20 protein-coding genes and 3 tRNA genes are annotated in these 20330 nt (G+C 68.8%); 8 read left to right on the top strand and 15 right to left on the bottom strand.

Annotated elements, in window-relative coordinates; translation table 11 throughout:
* Positions 1-70 precede the first annotated feature (70 nt).
* On the top strand, positions 71-1138 hold the full coding sequence (locus ACZ6TD_RS23175) for an ABC transporter permease (RefSeq protein ID WP_471357034.1): 1068 nt from the start codon (positions 71-73) through the stop codon (positions 1136-1138).
* 537 nt (positions 1139-1675) lie between these two features.
* Here the strand turns inward: ACZ6TD_RS23175 and ACZ6TD_RS23170 are convergent.
* The 3 genes from ACZ6TD_RS23170 to ACZ6TD_RS23160 all read right to left on the bottom strand — a co-directional run bounded on the left by ACZ6TD_RS23170 (position 1676) and on the right by ACZ6TD_RS23160 (position 5118).
* Complete coding sequence (locus tag ACZ6TD_RS23170) at positions 1676-2767, bottom strand: DUF1152 domain-containing protein (protein WP_471357031.1); 1092 nt, start codon at positions 2765-2767, stop codon at positions 1676-1678.
* Between the two features lie 54 nt (positions 2768-2821).
* A complete protein-coding gene (locus ACZ6TD_RS23165) occupies positions 2822-3580 on the bottom strand; it encodes an SDR family NAD(P)-dependent oxidoreductase (RefSeq protein ID WP_471357028.1) in 759 nt (252 codons plus the stop codon).
* 179 nt (positions 3581-3759) lie between these two features.
* Entirely contained in the window at positions 3760-5118 is a 1359-nt protein-coding gene (locus ACZ6TD_RS23160; RefSeq protein WP_471357025.1) for an MFS transporter, read from the bottom strand.
* 267 nt (positions 5119-5385) lie between these two features.
* Between ACZ6TD_RS23160 and ACZ6TD_RS23155 the strand changes: the two genes are divergently transcribed.
* Positions 5386-5691, top strand: a complete 306-nt coding sequence (locus tag ACZ6TD_RS23155) for a hypothetical protein (RefSeq protein WP_471357023.1) — start codon at positions 5386-5388, stop codon at positions 5689-5691.
* Positions 5692-5819: 128 nt separating this feature from the next.
* On the opposite strand, the gene ACZ6TD_RS23150 is transcribed toward ACZ6TD_RS23155, so the two are convergent.
* The 5 genes from ACZ6TD_RS23150 to ACZ6TD_RS23130 form a co-directional block, all read right to left on the bottom strand.
* Positions 5820-6494, bottom strand: a complete 675-nt coding sequence (locus ACZ6TD_RS23150; RefSeq protein ID WP_471357020.1) for a DUF4232 domain-containing protein — start codon at positions 6492-6494, stop codon at positions 5820-5822.
* Positions 6495-6938: 444 nt separating this feature from the next.
* The gene (locus tag ACZ6TD_RS23145; RefSeq protein WP_471357017.1) at positions 6939-7742 is read right to left on the bottom strand and encodes an aminoglycoside phosphotransferase; all 804 of its coding nucleotides are present in this window, start codon (positions 7740-7742) and stop codon (positions 6939-6941) included.
* Between the two features lie 79 nt (positions 7743-7821).
* Complete coding sequence (locus ACZ6TD_RS23140) at positions 7822-7962, bottom strand: hypothetical protein (protein WP_471357015.1); 141 nt, start codon at positions 7960-7962, stop codon at positions 7822-7824.
* A 3-nt stretch (positions 7963-7965) separates the two neighbouring features.
* Positions 7966-9081, bottom strand: a complete 1116-nt coding sequence (locus ACZ6TD_RS23135) for a radical SAM protein (protein ID WP_471357013.1) — start codon at positions 9079-9081, stop codon at positions 7966-7968.
* Positions 9074-9517 carry an ATP-binding protein gene (locus tag ACZ6TD_RS23130; protein WP_471357011.1) on the bottom strand — a complete coding sequence of 148 codons (444 nt, stop codon included), beginning with the start codon at positions 9515-9517 and terminating at the stop codon, positions 9074-9076. Before ACZ6TD_RS23130 ends, ACZ6TD_RS23135 begins: the two co-directional genes overlap by 8 nt.
* Between ACZ6TD_RS23130 and ACZ6TD_RS23125 the strand changes: the two genes are divergently transcribed.
* Positions 9494-10996, top strand: a complete 1503-nt coding sequence (locus ACZ6TD_RS23125) for a hypothetical protein (RefSeq protein WP_471357009.1) — start codon at positions 9494-9496, stop codon at positions 10994-10996. The two genes, ACZ6TD_RS23130 and ACZ6TD_RS23125, sit on opposite strands and share 24 nt — an antisense overlap.
* On the opposite strand, the gene ACZ6TD_RS23120 is transcribed toward ACZ6TD_RS23125, so the two are convergent.
* Positions 10993-11535: an NUDIX hydrolase gene (locus ACZ6TD_RS23120; RefSeq protein ID WP_191068555.1), complete on the bottom strand. Its 543-nt coding sequence runs from the start codon at positions 11533-11535 to the stop codon at positions 10993-10995. The two genes, ACZ6TD_RS23125 and ACZ6TD_RS23120, sit on opposite strands and share 4 nt — an antisense overlap.
* Positions 11536-12427: 892 nt before the next feature.
* On the opposite strand from ACZ6TD_RS23120, the gene ACZ6TD_RS23115 reads away from it, so the two are divergent.
* The 3 genes from ACZ6TD_RS23115 to ACZ6TD_RS23105 all read left to right on the top strand — a co-directional run bounded on the left by ACZ6TD_RS23115 (position 12428) and on the right by ACZ6TD_RS23105 (position 14530).
* A complete protein-coding gene (locus tag ACZ6TD_RS23115) occupies positions 12428-13612 on the top strand; it encodes a pentapeptide repeat-containing protein (RefSeq protein WP_471357006.1) in 1185 nt (394 codons plus the stop codon).
* A 137-nt stretch (positions 13613-13749) separates the two neighbouring features.
* A complete protein-coding gene (locus ACZ6TD_RS23110) occupies positions 13750-14034 on the top strand; it encodes a hypothetical protein (RefSeq protein ID WP_471357004.1) in 285 nt (94 codons plus the stop codon).
* Between the two features lie 4 nt (positions 14035-14038).
* A complete protein-coding gene (locus ACZ6TD_RS23105) occupies positions 14039-14530 on the top strand; it encodes a tyrosine-type recombinase/integrase (RefSeq protein ID WP_471357002.1) in 492 nt (163 codons plus the stop codon).
* Between the two features lie 83 nt (positions 14531-14613).
* Here the strand turns inward: ACZ6TD_RS23105 and ACZ6TD_RS23100 are convergent, their stop codons facing one another.
* The 6 genes from ACZ6TD_RS23100 to ACZ6TD_RS23075 form a co-directional block, all read right to left on the bottom strand.
* Positions 14614-15438 carry a hypothetical protein gene (locus ACZ6TD_RS23100; RefSeq protein WP_471356999.1) on the bottom strand — a complete coding sequence of 275 codons (825 nt, stop codon included), beginning with the start codon at positions 15436-15438 and terminating at the stop codon, positions 14614-14616.
* A 313-nt stretch (positions 15439-15751) separates the two neighbouring features.
* A tRNA-Phe gene (locus tag ACZ6TD_RS23095) sits at positions 15752-15825 on the bottom strand.
* Positions 15826-15829: 4 nt separating this feature from the next.
* Positions 15830-15904, bottom strand: a tRNA-Asp gene (locus ACZ6TD_RS23090).
* 224 nt (positions 15905-16128) lie between these two features.
* Entirely contained in the window at positions 16129-16950 is an 822-nt protein-coding gene (locus ACZ6TD_RS23085; RefSeq protein ID WP_471356997.1) for a DUF1684 domain-containing protein, read from the bottom strand.
* Positions 16951-17128: 178 nt separating this feature from the next.
* Positions 17129-17204, bottom strand: a tRNA-Glu gene (locus tag ACZ6TD_RS23080).
* A gap of 81 nt (positions 17205-17285) precedes the next feature.
* Entirely contained in the window at positions 17286-18911 is a 1626-nt protein-coding gene (locus ACZ6TD_RS23075) for a metallophosphoesterase family protein (protein WP_471356995.1), read from the bottom strand.
* A 172-nt stretch (positions 18912-19083) separates the two neighbouring features.
* Here ACZ6TD_RS23075 and ACZ6TD_RS23070 point away from each other — a divergent pair, with 172 nt between their 5' ends.
* A complete protein-coding gene (locus tag ACZ6TD_RS23070; RefSeq protein ID WP_198274534.1) occupies positions 19084-19434 on the top strand; it encodes a metallopeptidase family protein in 351 nt (116 codons plus the stop codon).
* Between the two features lie 350 nt (positions 19435-19784).
* On the top strand, positions 19785-20276 hold the full coding sequence (locus ACZ6TD_RS23065; RefSeq protein ID WP_471356992.1) for a hypothetical protein: 492 nt from the start codon (positions 19785-19787) through the stop codon (positions 20274-20276).
* The last annotated feature ends 54 nt before the right edge of the window (positions 20277-20330 follow it).

The raw sequence follows: 20330 nt of genomic DNA, 5'->3' as shown, positions 1-20330 counted from the left end.
ACCATTTCCGTCCGCGCCGCGTCGCGGGATATGTGCGATATGTACGGGCTCATCGCTTTAGCGTGATCTCATGGCCGATGACTTGGCGCAGCGCCCCGACCCCGAGCCCGAACGCCGATCACCGCGATTTGGGTGGAGGGCCTTCAAGCGCTCCCCCTACTTCCCCGCGACCGTCATCGTGCTGATCGTCTCCGCGGGCGCGGGGCTCTTCGCGGGCTCGTACACCTACGCCTTCGCGAACCCCACCCCCCGGAACGTCCCCACCGCCGTCGTGGTCCCCGATCACGGCGCCGCCCCGCTGAACCGGTTCCTCGCCGGGATGGAGCAGGCCCTCAACGCCTCCCTCCGGCTGCATCCCTACCCGACCTACGCCGAGGCCCGCCGGTCCCTGGAGGAGCAGCGGGTCTTCGCGGTCCTCCAGGTGCGCGGCCGCGGCGTGCGGATGGACGTGGCGAGCGCGGCCGGGGCGACCGTCGCCCAGGTGCTCGGCCAGGCCGCGGGCAAGGTCGGCCGGGTCTCCGGGGTGCCGGTCACGGTCAAGGACGTGAAACCGCTGCAGCCCGGCGATCCGCGCGGCCTCGCGGTCTTCTACATCTCGCTGGCCGCCACGATCATCGGCTTCCTCGGCGCCATCCAGCTCAGCGTGAACGCCTCCGCGCTCAACCCGGCCGAGCGGATCGCCTTCATGATCGCGTACGCCCTGCTCGGCGGGTTCACCATCGCGGCGATCGTCGACCAGGGGCTGGGCGCGCTCCAGCTCCCCTTCCCGGAGTCCTGGGCGATCCTGGCGCTGACGATGTTCACCTCGGGGCTGGTGTTCTCCATGTTCAACGTCCTCTTCGGGCGCTGGGCGCTCATCCCCACCTGGGGTCTGATGGTGCTCCTCGGCAACCCCTCCTCCGGCGGCGCCGTCTCCTGGCCCCTGCTCCCCTCCCTCCTCGGCACCATCGGCCGCTGGCTCCCGCCGGGCGCCTCGGTCAACGCCCAGCACACGGCGATCTACTTCCGCGCCCACCAGCACGCCTTTCCGTTCCTGGTGCTGGCGGCCTGGTGTCTGCTGTCCGCCGTGGTCTTCTGGACCTGGCGCCACCGCCACCCGGGCGGACGGCCGCCGAGGGCGACGCCGACGCGGTGCTGAGGGGGTTCCGGGGTCTGGGGGTCTGGGGGTGTCCGGCCGATCGTGACGCCTGCGGCGGGCTGCTCCCCTCCCGCCCCTCCCCGAAACCGGGGCGAAGCCCCAGGCCCCAGCCTGGGTTCCGCCCCAGGCCCGGGCGCGGGGTTTCGTCCCTGGCCCCGGTGCGGGGTTTCGTCCCTGGCCCCGGTGCGGGGCTCCTTCGCCCCTTCCCGCAGGGTCGATATGCGGTTCCGCCGCGTGGCGGGGCTTCGCCCCGGGCTCCAGGGTCCAGGGGCGGAGCCCCCCCCCGCGGCGGAGCCGCATATCGATAGGTGTCGGGAAGGGGCGGGGAGGGGAAAGATCCGCCGGACACCCCGGCACGCGGACACACGAAAAAGTCCCTCCCCTGCGATCAGGGGAGGGACTTCTCTACGGAGCGCCGAGCAGGCCTTGCACCTACATCCCTCGTTTGGAGACGAGTATCTTTCCTTAGACGACCGACGCATCAACTCCCGCCCGCTGGGGCGGCGTTGCGAGATCAACTATACCCCATCCGGGGGATCACAGCCGCCACAGCGGGGCGTCGTACCGCTCGGGCTGAGTCCCGATCAGCAGGGCTCGCAGATCGGTGCGTTGGACACCGCTCAGCCCGAGGACCTCGGTGAGACGGCGGAACGTGGTGTGGCTGACCCCGCGGGCGCGGGCCTCCTCCGCGAAGCGGGCGACCCCGGCGAGTACGGCCCTGGGCCGGAACGGACCCTCGGGCGCCACCCCGAACCGCGCGGCCTTCTCCCGCTCGTAGTCGATCTCCGAGGAGCCGCAGATCTCCCGGCAGTGCCGCTCCGCCTCGGCGAGTCCGGTCGTGTCGGCGATGGCCCCGGCCAGCCGGTTCCGGCGGAACGCGGTGTCGAGATCCGCCTCATGGACCACGGCCCCGTCGTCCGTCAGGGGAATGGTGAGCCCCGCGTCCCGTACCTCGCACAGCCCGCGCACCCCCCGCGCCGCGGCCGTGAGCATGCCGGTGGCCTCCGACGGATGCCACTCCATGACGGGCCCGATGGGCGCGACATCGTCGGCGGTCAGGGTGTGGACCACCGCCTCCAGCCGTTCGTGCAACAGCTCCACCGGAATCTCCCCGTCCAGCCCGGGCCCGGTGACCAGCAGCCGGACCTCCGCGTTCACCTGCGCACACGCGGCGAGCGACAGCGCGTCCCCGAGCGGGCTCCGCAGCGTCGGCTCATCGCCGTGCGCGAGGATGTCGCCGCCCACGTCCAGCAGGTCGATCGACGCCGGGGCCAGGTGCTCGATCAGCTCCTCCAACTGCCGGACCATGCCCTCCACGCCGTGGTGGGGGTCGAGCAGGGCGAAGGTGTGCGGCAGCGCGGCGGCCAGACGGGGCAGCGTGGACCCGGCGGGCGCCACCGGCTTCGCGTCCTCGGGCACGGCGTACACGCTCGGCGTCAGCGCCCGCAGACCGGTGAAGTCGGCCGCTGCCCGGGGCCCGGGGACGGGGTCGACGAGCAGCCGGTCCCAGGCGTACGTCAGGACCACCGCCCGGTCATCGCCCGTCCCGCGCCCGTACAGAGCCCGGTCGAGCACCGCGGCGGCAACGGCGTCCCCGCCTCCTCCGCCCGCCACGATCAGCCGCGTCATCCGCCCAGCGTACGGCGGGACCGGACGATACCGTCGGACGAGACGCGGCGGTCGTCAGTGCGCGGTGAGCCCGCCGTCGACCACGAGCTCCGAGCCGGTGACGAACGACGACTCGTCGCTCGCGAGGAAGAGCATCGCCGGCGCGATCTCGTCCGCCCGGCCCGCGCGGGCCATCGGCGTCCGTACGATGTCCGGCTGCTGATCGCCCTGCTCGTCCAGGAGGTCCTGGATCATCGGAGTGGTGATCACCCCCGGGTGCACCGAGTTGACCCGGACGTTGTCGCGCGCGTACTCGACCGCAGCGGTCTTCGACAGCAGCCGGACGGCGCCCTTCGACGCCTGGTACGCGGCCGCCGCACCGCTGCCCACCAGCCCCAGCACCGAGGACGTGTTGATCACCGACCCCCTGCCGCTCGCGCGCAGCAGCGGCATGGCCGCCTTCATCCCCAGCCAGGTGCCCTTCTGGTTCACCTCGATGACGCGGTCCCAGGACGCCTCATCGGTGCCCTCGATGCCCGGCCAGTCCAGGATCCCGGCGATGTTGACCAGCACGTCCAGGCGGCCGAAGCGCTCCCGTACGGTGGCGATCACATCGCCCCACGCCTCCGCCGAGGAGACGTCCAGCACGGCCGAGGTCACGTCGGTGCCACCGCGCTCCTCGATCCGTTCCTCCAGGGCCTTCAGCGGCCCCCGGGCCACATCGGTGAGGAGCAGCCGTGCTCCCTCCTGTGCGAAGAGTTCGGCGGTCGCCGCGCCGATCCCTCCCGTCGCTCCGGTGATCAGGGCGACTTTGCCGTGCAGACGTCCAGACATTCCAGCTATTCCAGACATGGGTGCTCCGTTCCTCGTCTCGCTCTCGACCTGAGATCCGACCCGCGTATCGACCCGAATCCCGACCAAGTCTGCGCAGGTCAGCGAGGGTCAACCAGGACGCACGCCGCCTGGGTGCGGCACACCCAGGCGGCGATACGGGAACGAGGCCGACGGGCCTGTCAGACGGTCTGGGATTTCACCTCGGCCTCCTCCGGTCCCTCCGGTTCCTCCGGTTCCTCCGGAGGCTCGCGGTCTTTGCGGACGGCCGGGTTGGTCTCGGGAGCGGCCGCCACGGCGAAGACCGTGACCGCTCCCATGCCGATGAGGAACAGCGCGATCGGCCAGGACGCGCCCGCCCAGGCGAGCAGCGCGGTGGCGATGATGGGGGAGAACCCGCCGACGATCATCGACGCGAGCTCATGCCCCAGGGCGAGCCCGCTGTAGGCCACCCGGCTGGCGAAGAGTTCGGTGAAGAACGCCGGCTGGGTGCCGATCATCGCCCCATGGCCGATGACGACCGCCACGAAGATCGCCACGAAGATCAGCACCGGATTGCGCGTGTCGAACATCGCGAAGAACGGATAAGCCCAGACGATCACCGCGATCGCGCCCCCGATATACACCGGGCGGCGCCCGACGCGGTCGGAGAGCGCCCCGAACATCGGCATCGCGAACGACTCGAACAGCATCCCCACCACGAGCGCGGCCAGCACCACCCCCTTGCCCACCCCGACCTCGGCGGCGTAGGAGAGGCTGAAGGTGAGGAAGAGATAGCTCGCACCGGTTTCGGCGACCCGCGCCCCGAAGGCGATCAGTATCGACTTGGGGTGGGTGCGGATGACGTCGAGGAGCGGCGGGGTGGACTTCTTCGGCTCCGACTCCTTCTCCCGGAACGCGGGCGTCTCCATGATCCGGAGCCGGATCAGCAGCCCGACGGCGGTGAGCAGGATGCCGACCACGAACGGAACGCGCCATCCCCAGGCGAGGAAGGACTCCTTGGTGGTCACCGCCTGGGCGAGCGCGTAGGCGGAGGCGGAGAGGACGAATCCGAGCCCCACACCGGTCTGGCTCCAGGCCGAGTAGAAGCCGCGGCGGTGGCTCGGCGCGTGTTCGCTGACGATCAGCACCCCGCCGCCCCACTCACCGCCGACGGCGATGCCCTGCACGATCCGCAGCGCTATCAGCAGCACCGGAGCCCAGACCCCGATGGTGGCGTAGGTGGGCAGCAGGCCGATCAGACAGGTCGCGACGCCCATGATCACCAGCGTGGTCACCAGCATCGACTTACGGCCGATCCGGTCACCGAAGTGCCCGAAGACGATGCCGCCGAGCGGCCGGGCGAGGAACCCCACCGCGTTGGTGCCGAAGGCGGCGATCGTTCCCACGAGCGGATCGAAGGTCGGGAAGAAGAGGGAGTTGAAGACGAGCGCGGCGGCCGTGCCGTAGAGGAAGAAGTCGTACCACTCCAATGCGCTACCGAACAAACTTGCGATCGCTGCCTTGCGTACTTCGCGCGGGGTGCCCTTCACGTCTGCCATGTCGGCTCTCCAATGGCCGCTTCGAATGGGATCAAGACCTGCGGCTCGGGTGTGTTGGGGGATTGTTCGCCGCTGGTTCTCGTGGCGGGAATGGCGGCGTTCCGCTCACCGGGACAGGGCGCGAACCGACGGCCTTCCGCTACTCAGGAGAGCTGCGCCCGTACGCCTCTCGCACGTCCCACGTTCGTGGGATTGGCATACTTTCATGCCTTACTCTCCGCTTTGCCTGGTCACGCTCGTCTCGGTGTCGGTCCCGTCCAGGGGCCCGTGACGAAGGAGAAGCAGAGCTCAGAGGCGCCCGCTTCCCACGAAGCCACCCGCGCCGACGAGGGCGTGCCCGGCTACGAGGTGGTCGCCCTGCCCAATGAGAACGTCCCGAACTTCCAGCGGCGCACGGTGTACTGCCCGCCGGGGAAGAAGGTCATCGGCGACGGTGCCGGGGCCCGGGGCGAGAGCGCCGTCCTCGTCGGCAGCTTCCCCACCGATGACGCGAGGGGCTGGATCGGGCTGGGCCGCCAGACCACCACCGGCAACGTGGGCATCAGCGTCTTCGCGATCTGCGCCTACGCCTGATCGTTCATACGGGACAAGAGCGCCCCGCGGGCGTCGCAGGCAATGAAGAAGCCCCCTCCGGATGGACGGGAGGGGGCGGTGCCCTGGTGGGGGCGGCGGTGGCCGTGGCCGACCGTCCGCCCCGAGGCTCACTCCGGCGTGCTGACCGGGCCGACGAAGGTGCCCGGGTGGGTGGCGCCCGACTGGTCCTGCAGCGCGCCGCCGTACGGCCACTGCAGCGAGAGGTTCCCGCGCTCGTTCGGCGGGGTGATCACGACCTGGTCCGGCGCGAACTTCTTGTCGTCGTCGCGGGTCGACGCCAGGAAGGTGATGTCGAAGCCGACCCGCCCGCCGGCGTCGACCCGGACCGGCTTCGGCTTGGCGTCGGTGCGCCGCAGGTCCCAGGTCTCGCCGTGCTCGGTCTGGAGCTGGACGCCCGGGAAGCCGACCATGGTGCAGTCGGTGCTGCCGGTGTTCTTCAACACCACCCGGGCGGTCTGCTGCCCGTCGTAGTCCATGTCCGGACCGCCCTCGAAGTTCGACCACGCGGCCTCCAGGTGGTCGCTGGTGCAGCGGCTCGCCGACGAGGAGCCGCCCGAGGCGCCCGCCTTGGTGTCGATGCCCTCACCGGAGCCGCCGGCCGAGTTCGAGCCACCGCCCGAGCCCCCCGACGTACCGTTCGTCGCGCTCGCCGACGCCGAGCCCCCCTTGGCGCCGCTGTCGGATTCGCCGCCTCCGCAGGCCGTGAGCGAGAACGCGGCAGCGGCGATCAGCGAGGCGACGGCGACGGTACGGGTGCGGCGGAGAACGGTCGTGCGCGACATGGGATCCCCCCGGGGATGCTTGACGTGTGGGCCGAGGCCGCGGTGCGTTGTCCACGGTACGTTCCGCGTCCTGGGAACAACCCTGTTCGTCACCGCTGCTGATCGGCTAACCCACGGCTAACACGCCGCTGCCGCGCTTGACGCGGCGTTCCCCCGCGGCCACGAAGAAACCCCCTCCGGATGCACCGGGAGGGGGCTTTGCCCTGGTGAGGGCTGCGGTGGCTGGGGCCGGGGTCGAACCGGCGACCTTCCGCTTTTCAGGCGGGGCGGGGTGCTTCCTGGGGGCCGTTTCGCCTGGCTCGGCGGTCCGCTGACGTCCGCTGCTGGCGTCGGCGTACGCGCCCGTTGGCGTCAGACGGGGCCATCTGACCAGAGCCGTAGCCGCTTCAACACGCATACGATCTCCCTGTTCGGACCTGCACTCGCCGACACGTCTACGGGCGGTCACCCACGGCGGTGGTGCCGCCATTTCATTGCGGCCGAACGTAGGCGCGCTGTCCAGACGTCTGGGGAGTCCCCCGCGATCTCATTCCACAGCGCTGCGTTCGCGTCGGCGAAAAGATCCACGGCTGTGGGAGGTGCTGTGGCCCAGGCGGGGATGCCTTGTCCAATTTCTTCGGCTTGGGCCGGGCTGTGTCCGGAGGCGATGAGCCAGATGATCCAGTAGGCGGTGTCGAGCCAGGCGGCTCCTCGGGTGGCCCATCCCCAGTCGACAAGGCGGGCTCGGTCACCGGTGATGAGGACGTTGTGGTTGTTCCAGTCAGTGTGGAGCAGGGCATCGCCTGCGAACGCTTCTGCATCGGCAGGGTGGGTGACGTACTTGGACAGGCGCTGTTCCGCTTGGCGGAGATCGACGTTGGGGCAGGGCATGTCGTCAAGCCTGCGTAGGGCTTGGACGACCTTCGGGATGTCCGGTGAGCCGGGAGAGTAGTCGGCGTGATGGCCGTCGAGTAGTTCGAAGCCGAGGATGTCCCAACCTTCGACGACGAGGTGGAAGAGCATGCGGGGCGCCAGGGGTGTGACATACGGGTTGATATCCGCCTCGCGTCGCTGGGTCCAGACCCAACGGTGATCGCTTTCCAGTCCCTTGAGAAAGACGGTCCCGCCGGTGGTGTGGACGCGTGCCGAAAGAGCGCTGTTCCTGCCGGCGGTAACCGCCTCGGCCTCAAGGACCGTGCCCGTCTCGGCCTCAATCGCGCTACGGACCGAGCGGGGAAGGTCGTCGAAGGCAACGGGGGTCGGGGCCATGACGGAAAGGCTTCCAGACGGGACGTGCGCACGGGGCCTTCCGGCGCACGAACACGTCGGAAGGCCCCGCCACGGGTGATCAGTTGTAGGGGTTGTCGTCGCCGCAGCCAGGAGTGGCGGCCCGGGCGAAGGTGTCGACGTCGTCGAGGATCACGATGTCCTCTTTGAAGTCAGCATCTCTGGGGCGGGGCGGCGTGATCTCGACCATCACCGTTGTCATGGTTCAGCTTCCTTTCGCGGTGTGTTGGCAGTAGATGTGCAGTGGTGCCTTCGCCTCCTGGTAGACCTTGGCCAGCGGCCTGCATACCCGGCAGGTGCCGGAGAGCTGGCAGCCGGAGCAGCCACCGGTGCGAAGCATCAGGGAATCGGCGATTCCGCTAAGGCGGCTGAGGCCCTCGACTCCTTCGGTCAGCAAAGGAATCACGTTGTCGCGGCCGACCTTGCAGATGGACGCCATGCCGTGTGGGTCGACGTGGAAGAAGGTGTGGCCGGCGTTGCAGCCGCGGAACGGTTCACGGTCGGTGAGGAAGTCGGGTGCCTGGGAAGCGAGGGTCTCGGCACCGCCGTAGATGGTCGGGGACATATGGGTGTACTCGCGGTACGGCAGGGCGTACTGGTCCGCGAAGGCACGCATTCGGTCGTGCTCGTGGGCGTTGTGCCGTGTGATGATCAGCGCCAGATCGAGTGGCAGCCCGGCCTCACGGGCGGCGTTCAGGCCCTTCATGAACATCCGGTACGCACCCTTGCGGCGGGTGAGTCCGTCGTAAGACTCCTCTGTGGCGCCGTAGAGGCTGAGCGTGATCCGATTCGGGCGGCGCTCCGTGAGCAAGGCGAGGTTCTTCCGGGCCGCGAGACGGGAGCCGTTGGTGAGGATCTCGACCATCATGCCCAGTTCGTGCGCCCGCCGGTATGTCTCGGGGAACAGCTTGTCGATCATTGGCTCGCCGCCGGTGAGCTGAAGCCACAGCACGCCGGCGTCATGGATGACCTGCGGCAGCCGTTCTCGCTCGGACCATTCGAGCCCCGAGAACCGCTTGAGACCTAGGTAGCAATGCTCGCAGTCGTAGTTGCAGCCCAGGTTCAGCTCGTACGACGCACGTCCGTAGCCGTGCGGCGAGGAGGAGCGGACGAGGACGGTATCGCGCGGCAGCCGTTCGTCGAGGCTTAGACCCCATACCTTCCGGGACACGTCCACCAGCCAACCGGGCGATGCCGCACCGGAGGCTACGGCCGTCTCCAACTCCCGGTACGCGGTGGCCGGGAGCCGGGCGGCTTTGGCGCTGCCGGGACGTACGAGGAGGTGATGGTCGAGGAATGGAGCGGCGATCAGCTCATGCACGGGTTTCCTCCTTCGGCGTGACGAGAGCCAGGCGGGCCCAGACGGTTTTGCCGATGGGGTTGCGGGCGCGGTGTCCCATCTCCTTGGCAAGCGCGGAGACGAGTTGGAGACCTCGGCCGTGCTCGTCCTCATCGCTGGTCTCCATGAGGCGGGGCAACCGACGGCTGAGGGCGTCGGAGACCTCAACCAGGCACGTGGCGCCTTCGCCGCTCAGGCGCACTTCGAAGCGGTGACCGTGCCTGTGGCCGTGCCGCACGGCATTGGTCGCCAACTCGCTGCAGACCAGGACCGTACGGTCGATGTCTTCGCGTCCGTAGCCCCAGCTCAGCAGGGTTTTGTCGACCAGGCTCCGGACGAGGCGGACGCACCTGGGCGTGGAGGTGAATTGCATCGCCCAGCGCTGGGCGGTGGTGTGCTGCTGGTTGTCGTTGGTCATCGGGAGCATTGCGTCCCCTCGTCGCGGGTGGTTCCAGGGGGCCAGCTCATCGCAACGGTCGTCACTGAAACAGGTCATGGTGATTACCCAACGTGGGTAAAATCGTCAGCGCTTGACCGCTCGGACAGCCCGCTGCCGCGGGGCGAGGGAGAGGGGCACGAGTGTCAGCACCGCAGCCTCATCGACTGCTGCCACCAGCCTTGTTGGCCAGCCCTGAGTGGCAGGACGCATGGCCAGAAGCGCGACTTCACCCGCATCTTCCAGCTGGTCAAGCTCAAGGCAGGGATCTATCCCTCGCGCATCGCCGCCCTTTGCGGCATGACGCCCAGCAGAGTCGGCGAGATCATGGCTGGACGTCGTGGTCTGGCCCACATCGATGTGATCGAGAGAGTCGCCGATGGGCTGCGCATCCCCGGCGCGATGTTGGGCCTGGCACATCGGCCCTGGGAGATTCCCGCATCGACTCCGGAGGGCGAGCGGATCCAGGTATCCGAGCCACGGCTTGCACAGGGGACAACGGCTACCGGTCCTGCTGCTGGGGAGAGCCTGGATGACCTACTGCCTCTGGCCGACTCACAGGTCACCCGCTCCACGCTCGCCGCGCTGCGCTCCTCAGTGGAGGACTACTGGCGTCGCGACGACCAACACGGTGGTGCACCACTGCGGCCTGCGGTCGTCGGAAGTCTGACCTACGTAACGCAGGTGATGCGGCACGCGGGGGAGGCACTGGGCCGGGACCTGCGGTCCCTCGCCGCAGAGCTGGCGCGCCTCGCGGGCTGGGCGTATTTCGACGCCTGCCAGTACAGCACGGCGCGTATCTACTTCAGCCAGGCCCTCAGCCTCTCGCGGGAGCAGGAAGATCGCCTCTTCGTGGCCAATGTGCTGTCCTGCATGAGCCTGCAGGCCACTTATGACGGCAACCCGTCAGAGGCCATCGCTCTCGCCTGCAAGGCTCAGGACGTCACTCGGGCAGTGGGTGACCAGCCTCTGGTGATGTCCATGCTGCACATGCGCGAAGCGTTCGCCCACGCCACCCTTCGCGACGCCTCCGCCTGCAACCAGGCCATCGACCGTTCCCGCGACTCCTTCGAATGCGCACGCGGCCGGACGGACGAGGCGCCCTCCTGGGTGCGCTATTTCGACGAGACCAAGCTCATCGTCGACACCGGAATCGCCCTGGCCCGTCTTGGCGAGGCACCACGAGCCGAACCTCTCATCGCCGAGGGACTGCGCCGGGAAACATCCGGACAGCAGCGCGGACGGGCCCTGCACGCCTTCTGGCTCGCCAGCACCCAACTCGAGCAGGGCAAGCTCGGCGACGCGTGTCACAGCGCCGGACTCGCACTCGAGCTGAGCACCGTGATCGACTCTCCTAGGGTCGCTGGGCATGTCCATGAATTCCACCGCCGTCTGGCTCCGTATGCCCGCGAGGCGCCGGTGATCAGGTTCGAGCAGCGGATGCGAGAGTCACTTGGCTAGCCGGCGCTCTTGGTGGCCTCGTCCAGCAGCAGATACAGCAGACCGACCAGACTGCCGCTGCTGACGATCTCGCGGCGGTCGATCATCCCCCTTATCTCCGAGAGGGGGATCCACTCGATCCGGTCCGATTCGTTCAGCTCTGTCGGCGGCCCGGTGTAGGTGGCCCCATCGGCGCGGAAGACATGGTGCTCGGAGTCGGTGATCCCGTTCGCGGGCTGCGCGTACACCAGGGGCTTCATCGCCTCGACCCGCCAGCCGGTCTCTTCTTCGACCTCGCGGGCGGCGGCCTGCTCCGGGGTCTCGCCGGGCTCGATGAGTCCCATGGGCAGTTCCCAGCCCCAGGCGTCCGTGATGAACCGGTGGCGCCACATCATCAGGACGCGTTTGTGGTCATCGACCACGGCGGCGACGGCGAGGTGTCGCATGCGTACGACGTGGTGTTCCCAGCGGCGCCCGTCGGGCTGCTGTACGTCGACCAGCCACAGGTTGACCCAAGGGTTGCTGTAGATCTGCCGTTCGCCGTGGACGGTCCACCGCATGAACCCACTCCCCTTCGTCGATGCGGTGCCCAGCATGTCACTCCCTGGGCCTGTGCTCTTACGGTGCGTGCCGTGGGTGTTACGGGGCAACGAAGAAGCCCCTCCGGATGGACCGGGAGGGGGCTATGCCCTGATGGTGGATGGGGCCGGGGTCGAACCGGCGACCTTCCGCTTTTCAGGTCGAGCAGGGCCGCTGCCGGTGCCCGTTTCGCCTGGCTAGGCGGTCCGCTGACATCCGCTGCTGGCGTCGGCGTACGCGGCCGTTGGCGTCACGGCTGGCGTCAGACGATCTCTTCGTCCCGAACTACAGGCGGGGCGGTCGTTGAGGTCTGGTGGGCTGGTCGGTCGGCTGTCTGGAGCGGCTGATAGTCGGTCGCGGTCTCGCTGGTTGCTGCACTTCGATGCTGTACAGCCTGGCCACCGCCTTACAAGTTCGGGCACAGACGCGTGGCCACCCATGGCCGCCAAGGTCGTAGACGCCGGTTGGGCTCGCCCGATGCCGCTGCGGTCCGTGGACGTCGATGTCAACTGTTGATGTAAGCTGCGATGTTGCAGCAACGCGCAAACGGCTCCGGAGGGCCCGTCGGTTCCAGGCGTCTGCGCAGGTCATGAAACTTTGGCTGATCGATTAGCAGTGGCCCGTCCACAGATGGTCCACGGACGTGGCCGCCCAGCGTCTCCTTGACACGACCTACGGGCGTGACGGTCGCTGAGATCTGCCAAGCACTTCAGGGCAGGCGTCTGAGCCTGTGGGCCGTCATCTGCCGCAGCGCCCGGCAAGGTGGTCCAGGGCAGCAGCCAAGCACCACCCGAGCCGGAACAACCTCAATTTCTGCTCTGAAAAAGCGAGTTCACAGCATCGCTTGAAGGTCCGCGGGACATTATGCGCGGCATGAAGGCGGAGATAAAGCGGAAGTTGGCCTTGGGGAGCGGCGCGTTCGGCGTGGTGTTCTTCGTCGCGGTTCTCATCTGGGGGCCGTGGATCTTCGAGGGCCATCACGTCCGGGACAGCGGGCTCGCTCCTTCGGCAGGGATCATCGTGACGGGGTTCCGGACCATGCTCGTCGCCACGGCGGCTGGCGGGATCGCCGGGCTCGGACTGTACTACACGCACCGCAACCACCGGCATGCCGAGAAATTGTACGAGCACAGCCAGGAGCAGTTCGCGCATGTGCGCGAGAAGGACCGTGAGCAGGCGGAGCTGGCTCGTGAAGGGCAGGTCGCCGAGAGATATGTAGAGGCGATCAAGTTGTTGGGGTCGGAGGACATGACCGAGCGGCTCGGTGGTATCTACTCGCTGGAGCGGATCATGCGGGACTCCGAGAAGGACCACGACGCCGTGGTGAAAGTCCTCGCCGCCTTTGTTCGCCTTCGCGCTCCGCTACCTTCGGACGAGGAGGCGGAAGAGGCCGGCGCAGCCCCGTGCCCTGCCGATGACGTTCAGGCGGTCATGACCGTTCTAGGGAATCGACCCGTCCGTCGCGAAGAATTCAGGATCAACTTGGCGTCGACGGATCTTCGCGGCGCGAATCTCGACGACTGTCACTTCAAGCGCGCTGTTTTCAAAGGTTCCAGATTGGACGGAATTCATGCGATCCGTGTGGATCTAGAAAACGCGTGGATTCAGGGGGCGAGTCTTTGTGATGCCTATCTGCTTGAAGGGAATCTGGACGATGCGTCCGGCTATCACACGCTGTTCACAGGGGCGAACCTGCTTCGGTCCACTCTGCGTGGAGCCATGCTCCTGCACTCCCAGTTCACCGACGCAGGCTTGACGTGGGCGAACATGGACGGCGCAAATTTCAGTTACTCAGAGATGTGGCGCGTCAATCTCTATCGCAGTACTTCCAGCGCCGCCGATTTCATGGGAGTCGACCTCTGGGAAGCCGATCTCAATGAGGCGGACCTGCGAGGTTCGCAGCTCTGGTTCGCTCATAATTTGACGACAGGGCAGCTGGAACACGCGCTCATCGACGATTCCACCCGACTTCCTCAAGCCCTGAATAAAGCCGCTTGGATGCAGGAGATGCTGTTTGTCCAGGGCTCACCTGAGGAGCAATGCGAGAGTGTCGAGTAGGAGGTGCATCGACGGCAATGGGGAAGCCGCCTACAGCCTCAGCGCTCTCATGCACGAACAGGGGAGAACGACAGAAGCCGAGACGTGGCTTCGCTCGGCGGCCGAAAGCGGCGAAGGTGAAGCTCTCTACACGCTGGGTGCTGCTCGCGAAGAGAAAACAGCACAGGGAAGCCGAACTCTGGCTGTGGGAGGCGTCCCGTGAACGAGTCGACGACGCAGACAAACTCCTCGACGCGGTCATCCGGCTGCGTGAGACTGGTCGGGACGTCGAAGAGCTGAGGCAGGAGGCGGAGAACGATCGCAGTGATGCAGCCTTCGCCCTGGGGGAACTCCTCAAGTCCCTCGATGAGACGAAAGAAGCTGATATCTGGTGGCGTCGGGCTGCTACCAAGGACTGTCCAACAAGTGATCGGAGGAGTTAGGGCAGTGTTACGCGCTTATAGCGCAGTTTGCGAAAACGCTACGCCCGAGCTGTCGCTTAAGGATAAACTCGCGAAGTCGACACTGCGGCTAGTCCTCCGCAAGACGTGGCCTTCCGAGCGCACCATCTCTCTCCCGCCCCTCGCCGTCTCCGACCTCCGCGCCCACCAGGAGCGTCAGGCGCAGGAGTGGGCGGCGGTCGGCATGGCCTGGCAGGAAAACGGGCTGGTCTTCCCGTCCCGGATCGGGACCCCGTACGAGCCGGACAACCTGCGCCGGAGCTGGGACTCGGTAAGGAAGCGGCTCGGCCTGGATCTGCGCTTCCATGATCTCCGCCACACCTGTATCACGCTGCTGCTGGATCTTGGCGTCCCCGTGCACGTCGTCCAGCAGATCGGCGGGCATAGTGATCACGGGGTGACCATGCAGGTCTACGCCCATGCCTCGCTAGACGAGCAGCGGAAGGCGCTCGGCCGCCTGGAGGGCATGCTTTCGTAGCCCCACGGTGATTAGGCGGACCAGCTTTCGCAGCACAAGCCCCCGCGTTACGAACGGGAGCTTGTGCTGCGGATCGGCATGCGTCAGGCCGACGGGAGACTTGGGGCTTCTACACGTCGCCATCCTGTTGACGCATCCCAGCAGACGGCCGTCCGCCACTCGCCGATCTTGCCCAGCCATACGGTCGTAACCTCCGATGGCAGGTCCGGAGCCGTCGTAGGGAGTTCGCCGTCTCTCCACAGGGAGAGGAAAGGGCCTAAGGAACTCCGGTGTAGCCAAACGAACGCATGGCGGCGGCCTGCGCCCGAGCGAGCCAGCTTGTCCAGAACGTCTCTTTGCGGGGCATCTGTGAGAAAGTCGGTCAGCAAGCTGACCATGTCAGCGTCGCCCGGGACCGTGAAACCGCGCAGCGCGGACAGCAAGATCTCTGGAGGCTGTGTCGACGGCATGGTCTTGGCCTGGTGCACCCCAAGTGAGATGAGCTTGTGTCGCGGGTTCTCCGTCGGCGCGAACGGGTAGCTGAAGTCTCGATGTGCGTCAACTCGGTGCACGCCCATGGCTTCCAACTCCAGCAGCGCAGGACCAACGGCCTGGCGCAGCAACTTGTAGGGGCCCCGACGAGTTCGCCTACCGTCTTCTCTCCGCTGGCCCCAGATGGCGCTGTCTTCGTCAACCAAGAGCGCCCAAGTCTCTTGCAAGCCGTCATGGACGCGGGAGGAGGATGCCGAGAAGAACCGAGTGCGCGCAGCCTCGTCTGCTATCGCGTCCCGATCAGCCCACTGCACAACCTCTACGGCTTCTCGTCCTGAAGCGGGTAGCACCCAGAAGTCGTGTACTTTCTCCAGCGCACCAACGTCGTAACGCTCGGTCGGTGCCCCCAGGGCCGTGCCGACGATGTTCCTGGCCATTCGCTCTTCGTAGCGTTCCGGACGCTCTCCGTCCTGGTTTCCCATTTTGCTTGTCTATCGGAGGATCAATGGTGACTGCCACCGGTTTCCGGTAAGGGACCAACGCGGTGCGTAACGGGAAGCACTCAGTATTGACAGGTCTAGGCCCATGCCTCGCTCGACGAGCAGCGGAAGGCGCTCGGCCGCCTGGAGGACCGGCTGGCGTAGATCCGGTGATCCGGCGCCGTTGGCGTCAGCCGTAGGTGTCACAGGCAACGAAGAAGCCCCCTGCCGGACGGACCGGGAGGGGGCTTTGCCCAGTTCAGGGCTGCGGTGGCTGGGGCCGGGGTCGAACCGGCGACCTTCCGCTTTTCAGGCGGACGCTCGTACCAACTGAGCTACCCAGCCGCAGCGGTCCTGACGGGATTTGAACCCGCGGCCTCCACCTTGACAGGGTGGCGAGCACTCCAAACTGCTCCACAGGACCTTGCGTGTACGAGCACGAGTCTCGCACATGTGGGGTGCGCTCCCAACGGGATTCCCCGTCGTGGATTCGCACTCCTTGCGATCTTCGAACCGGGGCCTTGATTTTTCTCCGCCGCGTCGATGTCGCTGGATCAGCGTATCAGACCTCCGGCCGTGTTCTGACCGCTCACCGGGCGGGCCGGGCCTCGGCCGGGCGCGGCTGATCTCCGCCGGTCTCGGCCCGGGTCAGGGGCGGCCGCCGCGTTCCAGGGGGATCTTTTCGCCCGCCTCGATCGCGACCGGCAGCCGGTTCTCGGTGGGGGGCAGGGGGCAGGTCGCGAGGTCGGTGTAGGCGCAGGGGAGGTTGGTGGCGCGGTTGAAGTCGAGGGTGACGCGGCCGGCCTCGTCGGGGGCGTCGAACTGGAGGGAGCGGTTCGCGGCGTACGTGGTCACGCCCGAGGTCGCGTCGGTGAGGAGCACCATCAGGCTGCCGGGCCGCTTGCCGTTGAAGGCGGTGAGCCGGAACGTCTCGCCGTCCAGTTCGAACTCGACCTGCCCTGGCGCGTCGTAGACGTGCTCGAGACCCTCCGCCACGGCGCCCACGGTGATCGCGCGCGGCTCGTCGAAGGGGAGGTAGCGGCCGGCGCGGACCCAGCGGGGGTCGGGGGCGTAGGCGGGGGTGCGGGTGAAGGCGGTGCGGAGGGGGTTGCCGGGGTGGCGGGGGCGGACGATGTCGTGGCCGCCGCGCTTGGCGACCTCGATCACCGCGTCGCCGTACCCCGCGTACACGCTGGCCCGCTCGGCGAGCACCCCGAAGACGTACCGCCCGTGCACCGCCGTGCCGTCGATCGTCAGCTCCTCGCCGTCGGCGAGCTCGACCACCACGCCCTCCGGGCCGCTGGACCAGGCCCCGGGGGCGTCCTCGAAGCGGGTCGGCTCCGGGCTCAGCCAGCGCAGGCTGGTGATGGCGAGAAATCCATGGGGGTCGGCGAGCGCCCGCTCATGGGCGCGGTGCCAGCGCTCCCATTCCTCGGCGAAGCTCACCCGGTCGACGTCCTGGACGGTCATCTGCGCTCCCTCGCGTGGGGCCTGCGGCGGGTCCGGTGCCGTTGCGTACGTACAACCGCGTGGGGGAGGGAGACATTCCGGGAGGCGCGGGAGGCGCGGGAGGTGCGGGGCCGCCGTGCGGCGCGCAGAAGAAAAGTCACCGGCAGGTACGTTCCGACCTGCGGTGACTCAAAGAAGGTGGTGCCCCCAACGGGATTCGAACCCGTGCTACCGCCTTGAAAGGGCGGCGTCCTGGGCCACTAGACGATGAGGGCCGATGGCCCACCTGGGCGCCTTGCGGCGCTTTCGGGGACGCGAGAAGCATATGGGATGCCGGTGAGGTTCGCCAAAACGGTTTACGGAGTGGTGGGCGTCGGTGTCGCCCCCGGGCGGTTCTCGGCCGGCAGATGACGGCTGACCTCGGCCTTCGCCAGGCCCAGACCGCCCAGATCGATCTCGTCCCACGCTTGGAGCCGTCGCGTGTCCCGGTCCAGATAGAGGACCGACGCCTGCACCGTGTCCGGTGTGCCGTCGTCCACCGCGCGCAGCCCGCTGCCGCCCGTCGACCCCTCCGTCATCAGCCGGGTGCCGCCGGGGAGCACCTCCGTACGGCGGTGATGGACATGGCCGGTGAGGGCGAGCGGCACGGTGCCGTCGGTCTCGCGGGCGGCGATCGGGTTGTGGGCGAGGGCGATGTCGACCGGGGCGCCGGCGGCCCCGCGGTCCCGGATCGCCTCGGCGAGCCGCCGTCCGGCGCTGTGCTCGGCCGCGTCACCGGCAGCCGCGGCGGAGCGGTCGGGGGTGAACTGCGGATCGCCGATGCCCGCGAACCGCAGCCCGGCGACGGTGGTCACATCGCCGTTGTCCACGACGTGCGCCCCCTTGCGCTTGGCCAGGTAGCGCTGGGTCGACGCCGAGTCGTGGTTGCCGCGCACCCAGACGTAGGGGGCGCCGAGGTCGGAGACGGGATCGAGGAAGCCGTTCTCGGCGGAGGTGCCGTGGTCCATCGTGTCGCCCGTGTCGATGATCACGCTGACCTTGTACTGCCGCACCAGCGATTGCACGATGTGCCACGCGGCCGGATTGAGGTGGACGTCCGAGATGTGCAGCACCCGCATGGTGGTCGGATCGGGCTGGTACGCGGGGAGCGTCGAGGTCGCCTCGTAGAGCTGGGTGACATTGGTCACCAGCCGGGCCAACTCCCGCTGGTAGACGTCGAAGTCGGTCACGATGCTGCGCGCGTTGCCCACCACCGAGGGGGCGCTGGAGAGCAGCCCGGAGTAGCGCGGCTCCAGGACGGAATTCGGGTTCCACGTGGCGTAGACGGCGCCGCCGGAGGCGGTCAGCAGCGTGAGCGCGAGCCCTCCGGCGGCCAGCGCCCGGCGCGGGCGGCGGTAGACCGCCAGGCCCAGCGCGGTGGCGCCGAAGACCACGGCGACGCAGGAGCGGACCGCGAGGCCGAGGGTGCCGCGGGTGACGTCGCTCGCGACCTCGTCCTGCAGGCCGGAGAGCCGCTCGGGGTGGTCGACGAGGGCCTGGGACCGTATGGGGTCGAGCCGGTCCACGTCCACGTCCAGGCGGAGCGGGGCGTGGTGGCTTTTCAGCTCGAGCGCGCCCAGCGGGGCCACGTTGATCTTGGTGCCGCCGGTGAGGGACGGCCGCAGCGCCATCCGCGTGTCCATCGGGCCCACGGAGATGTGGACGCTGCCGACCACCAGGAGTCCGATCCAGGCGCCGAGGACGGTCACGGCGGCCAGCCCGGCGGCGCGGACGAGGGGGCGGGGGCGCGCGGTGGGGTCGAGCGCCGTGGGGTCGAACGGCGCGGGGTCGAACGGCGTGGAGGCGACCGCCGTGCGATCGGGGGAAGCGGCGGGGGAGGAGGTCTGCGAAGGGCGGCGGAAGCGGCGAAGAAGCGGGGAGACGGCCACGGTGCCCGCGCGCTGAGCGGTGGCACGGAGCAGCCGGAGCGGTTCGCGGGCCATTGGTCCCGTATGCCCGTCCGCGCGGGGGCGTATGCCTGGGCGGCGCGGGGGTGGGTCCGCGCCGGGTGGTGGGTGCGCCGGGCGGTGGTGCGCCGGGCGGCCGGAGGCGTCCGGCGCGGATACCTCGGCGCCGACGGCTCCTTTCCGGGCCCGGCTGCCCGACAATGGCCTCGTGCTGGAGATGACGCGCGAGGAGTTCGAGGAACTGGTCGCCGAGGCGCTGGACCGGATCCCGCCGGAGCTGACACGGCTCATGGACAACGTCGCCGTGTTCGTGGAGGACGAGCCACCGGCGGACGATCCCGAGCTGCTCGGGCTCTACGAGGGGACGCCGCTCACCGACCGGGGTGAGTGGTACGCGGGCGTCCTGCCGGACCGGATCACGGTCTACCGGGGTCCGACGCTGCGACTGAGCGAGACGCGGGAGGACGTCGTCCAGGAGACCGAGGTGACCGTGGTCCACGAGATCGCGCACCACTTCGGGATCGACGACGCGCGGCTGCACGCGCTCGGGTACGGCTGATCCTCGGCTACGGCCTGATGCGGGCTCCCGCGGGCTCCAGCGGGCTCCGGCGGGCTCCTGCGGGCTCCTGTGGACCCCGGGCCCGCCGGCCGATGTCCGCCCCCTGCTACGCCTGACGCCGGACCCGCGGTCTACGCGAGGGGCCGGGTCCGTACCGCATGCGTGTCCTGGGCGGGGCGGGGCCAGTTGGGCAGGGCGTCACATCCCTGCCGTCTGGAGGTGTCCCGCGCATGCCCGGATCCCCCGTGCCCGGATCCCCCGCTCCTCGCACCGCCCGTTCTCCCCGGGCCCCCCGTCCTCCCCGGAACCCCCGGTCTTCCCGGAACCCCCGGCGCGCTCCCCGCGCCGCCGTGCGCGGGGCGGCGGTCGCGGCGCTCGTGGCCGCCGCCATGGCGCTGGGCGGCTGCATGAGCATCTCCGACGACCCCGAGCGGCCGGACAAACACCGCGGATCCCACCAGAAGGGCGAGGCGGCGGACACCGGCGGCGCCGTGGTGCGGTCGGACGGCAAGGGGCGTGCGTACGCGGACTCCGACCGGGACGAGAAGGACGGGAAGGGGAAGAAGGGCGGGAAGGGGAAGAAGAAGGACGGCGAGGACCGGTCGGCCTCGGCCTCCGCGACCGACCCCGAGGCCGAGCCCTCGGCCCCGCCCGGTAAGAAGGGCGCCCCGCACCACCGCCCGGCCCCCTCCGCCCCGCCGCAGCCGGGCGGCGCCACCCCGTCCGACGCGCCGCCCGCGCCCCGGCCGTCGAGCCCGCCGCCGAGCGCGCCGGACCCGAAGCCGACCGATCCCGAGCCCCCGACCGCGCCCGCCTCTCCGTCGGACCAGCCCGCGGGATAGGGCCCGTACGCACAGGGCCCGTACTCACAGGCCCGTACTCATCGGGCACGTACT

Source organism: Streptomyces yongxingensis (genome assembly GCF_055597465.1).
This window is presented reverse-complemented; position numbering and strand designations above follow the sequence as displayed.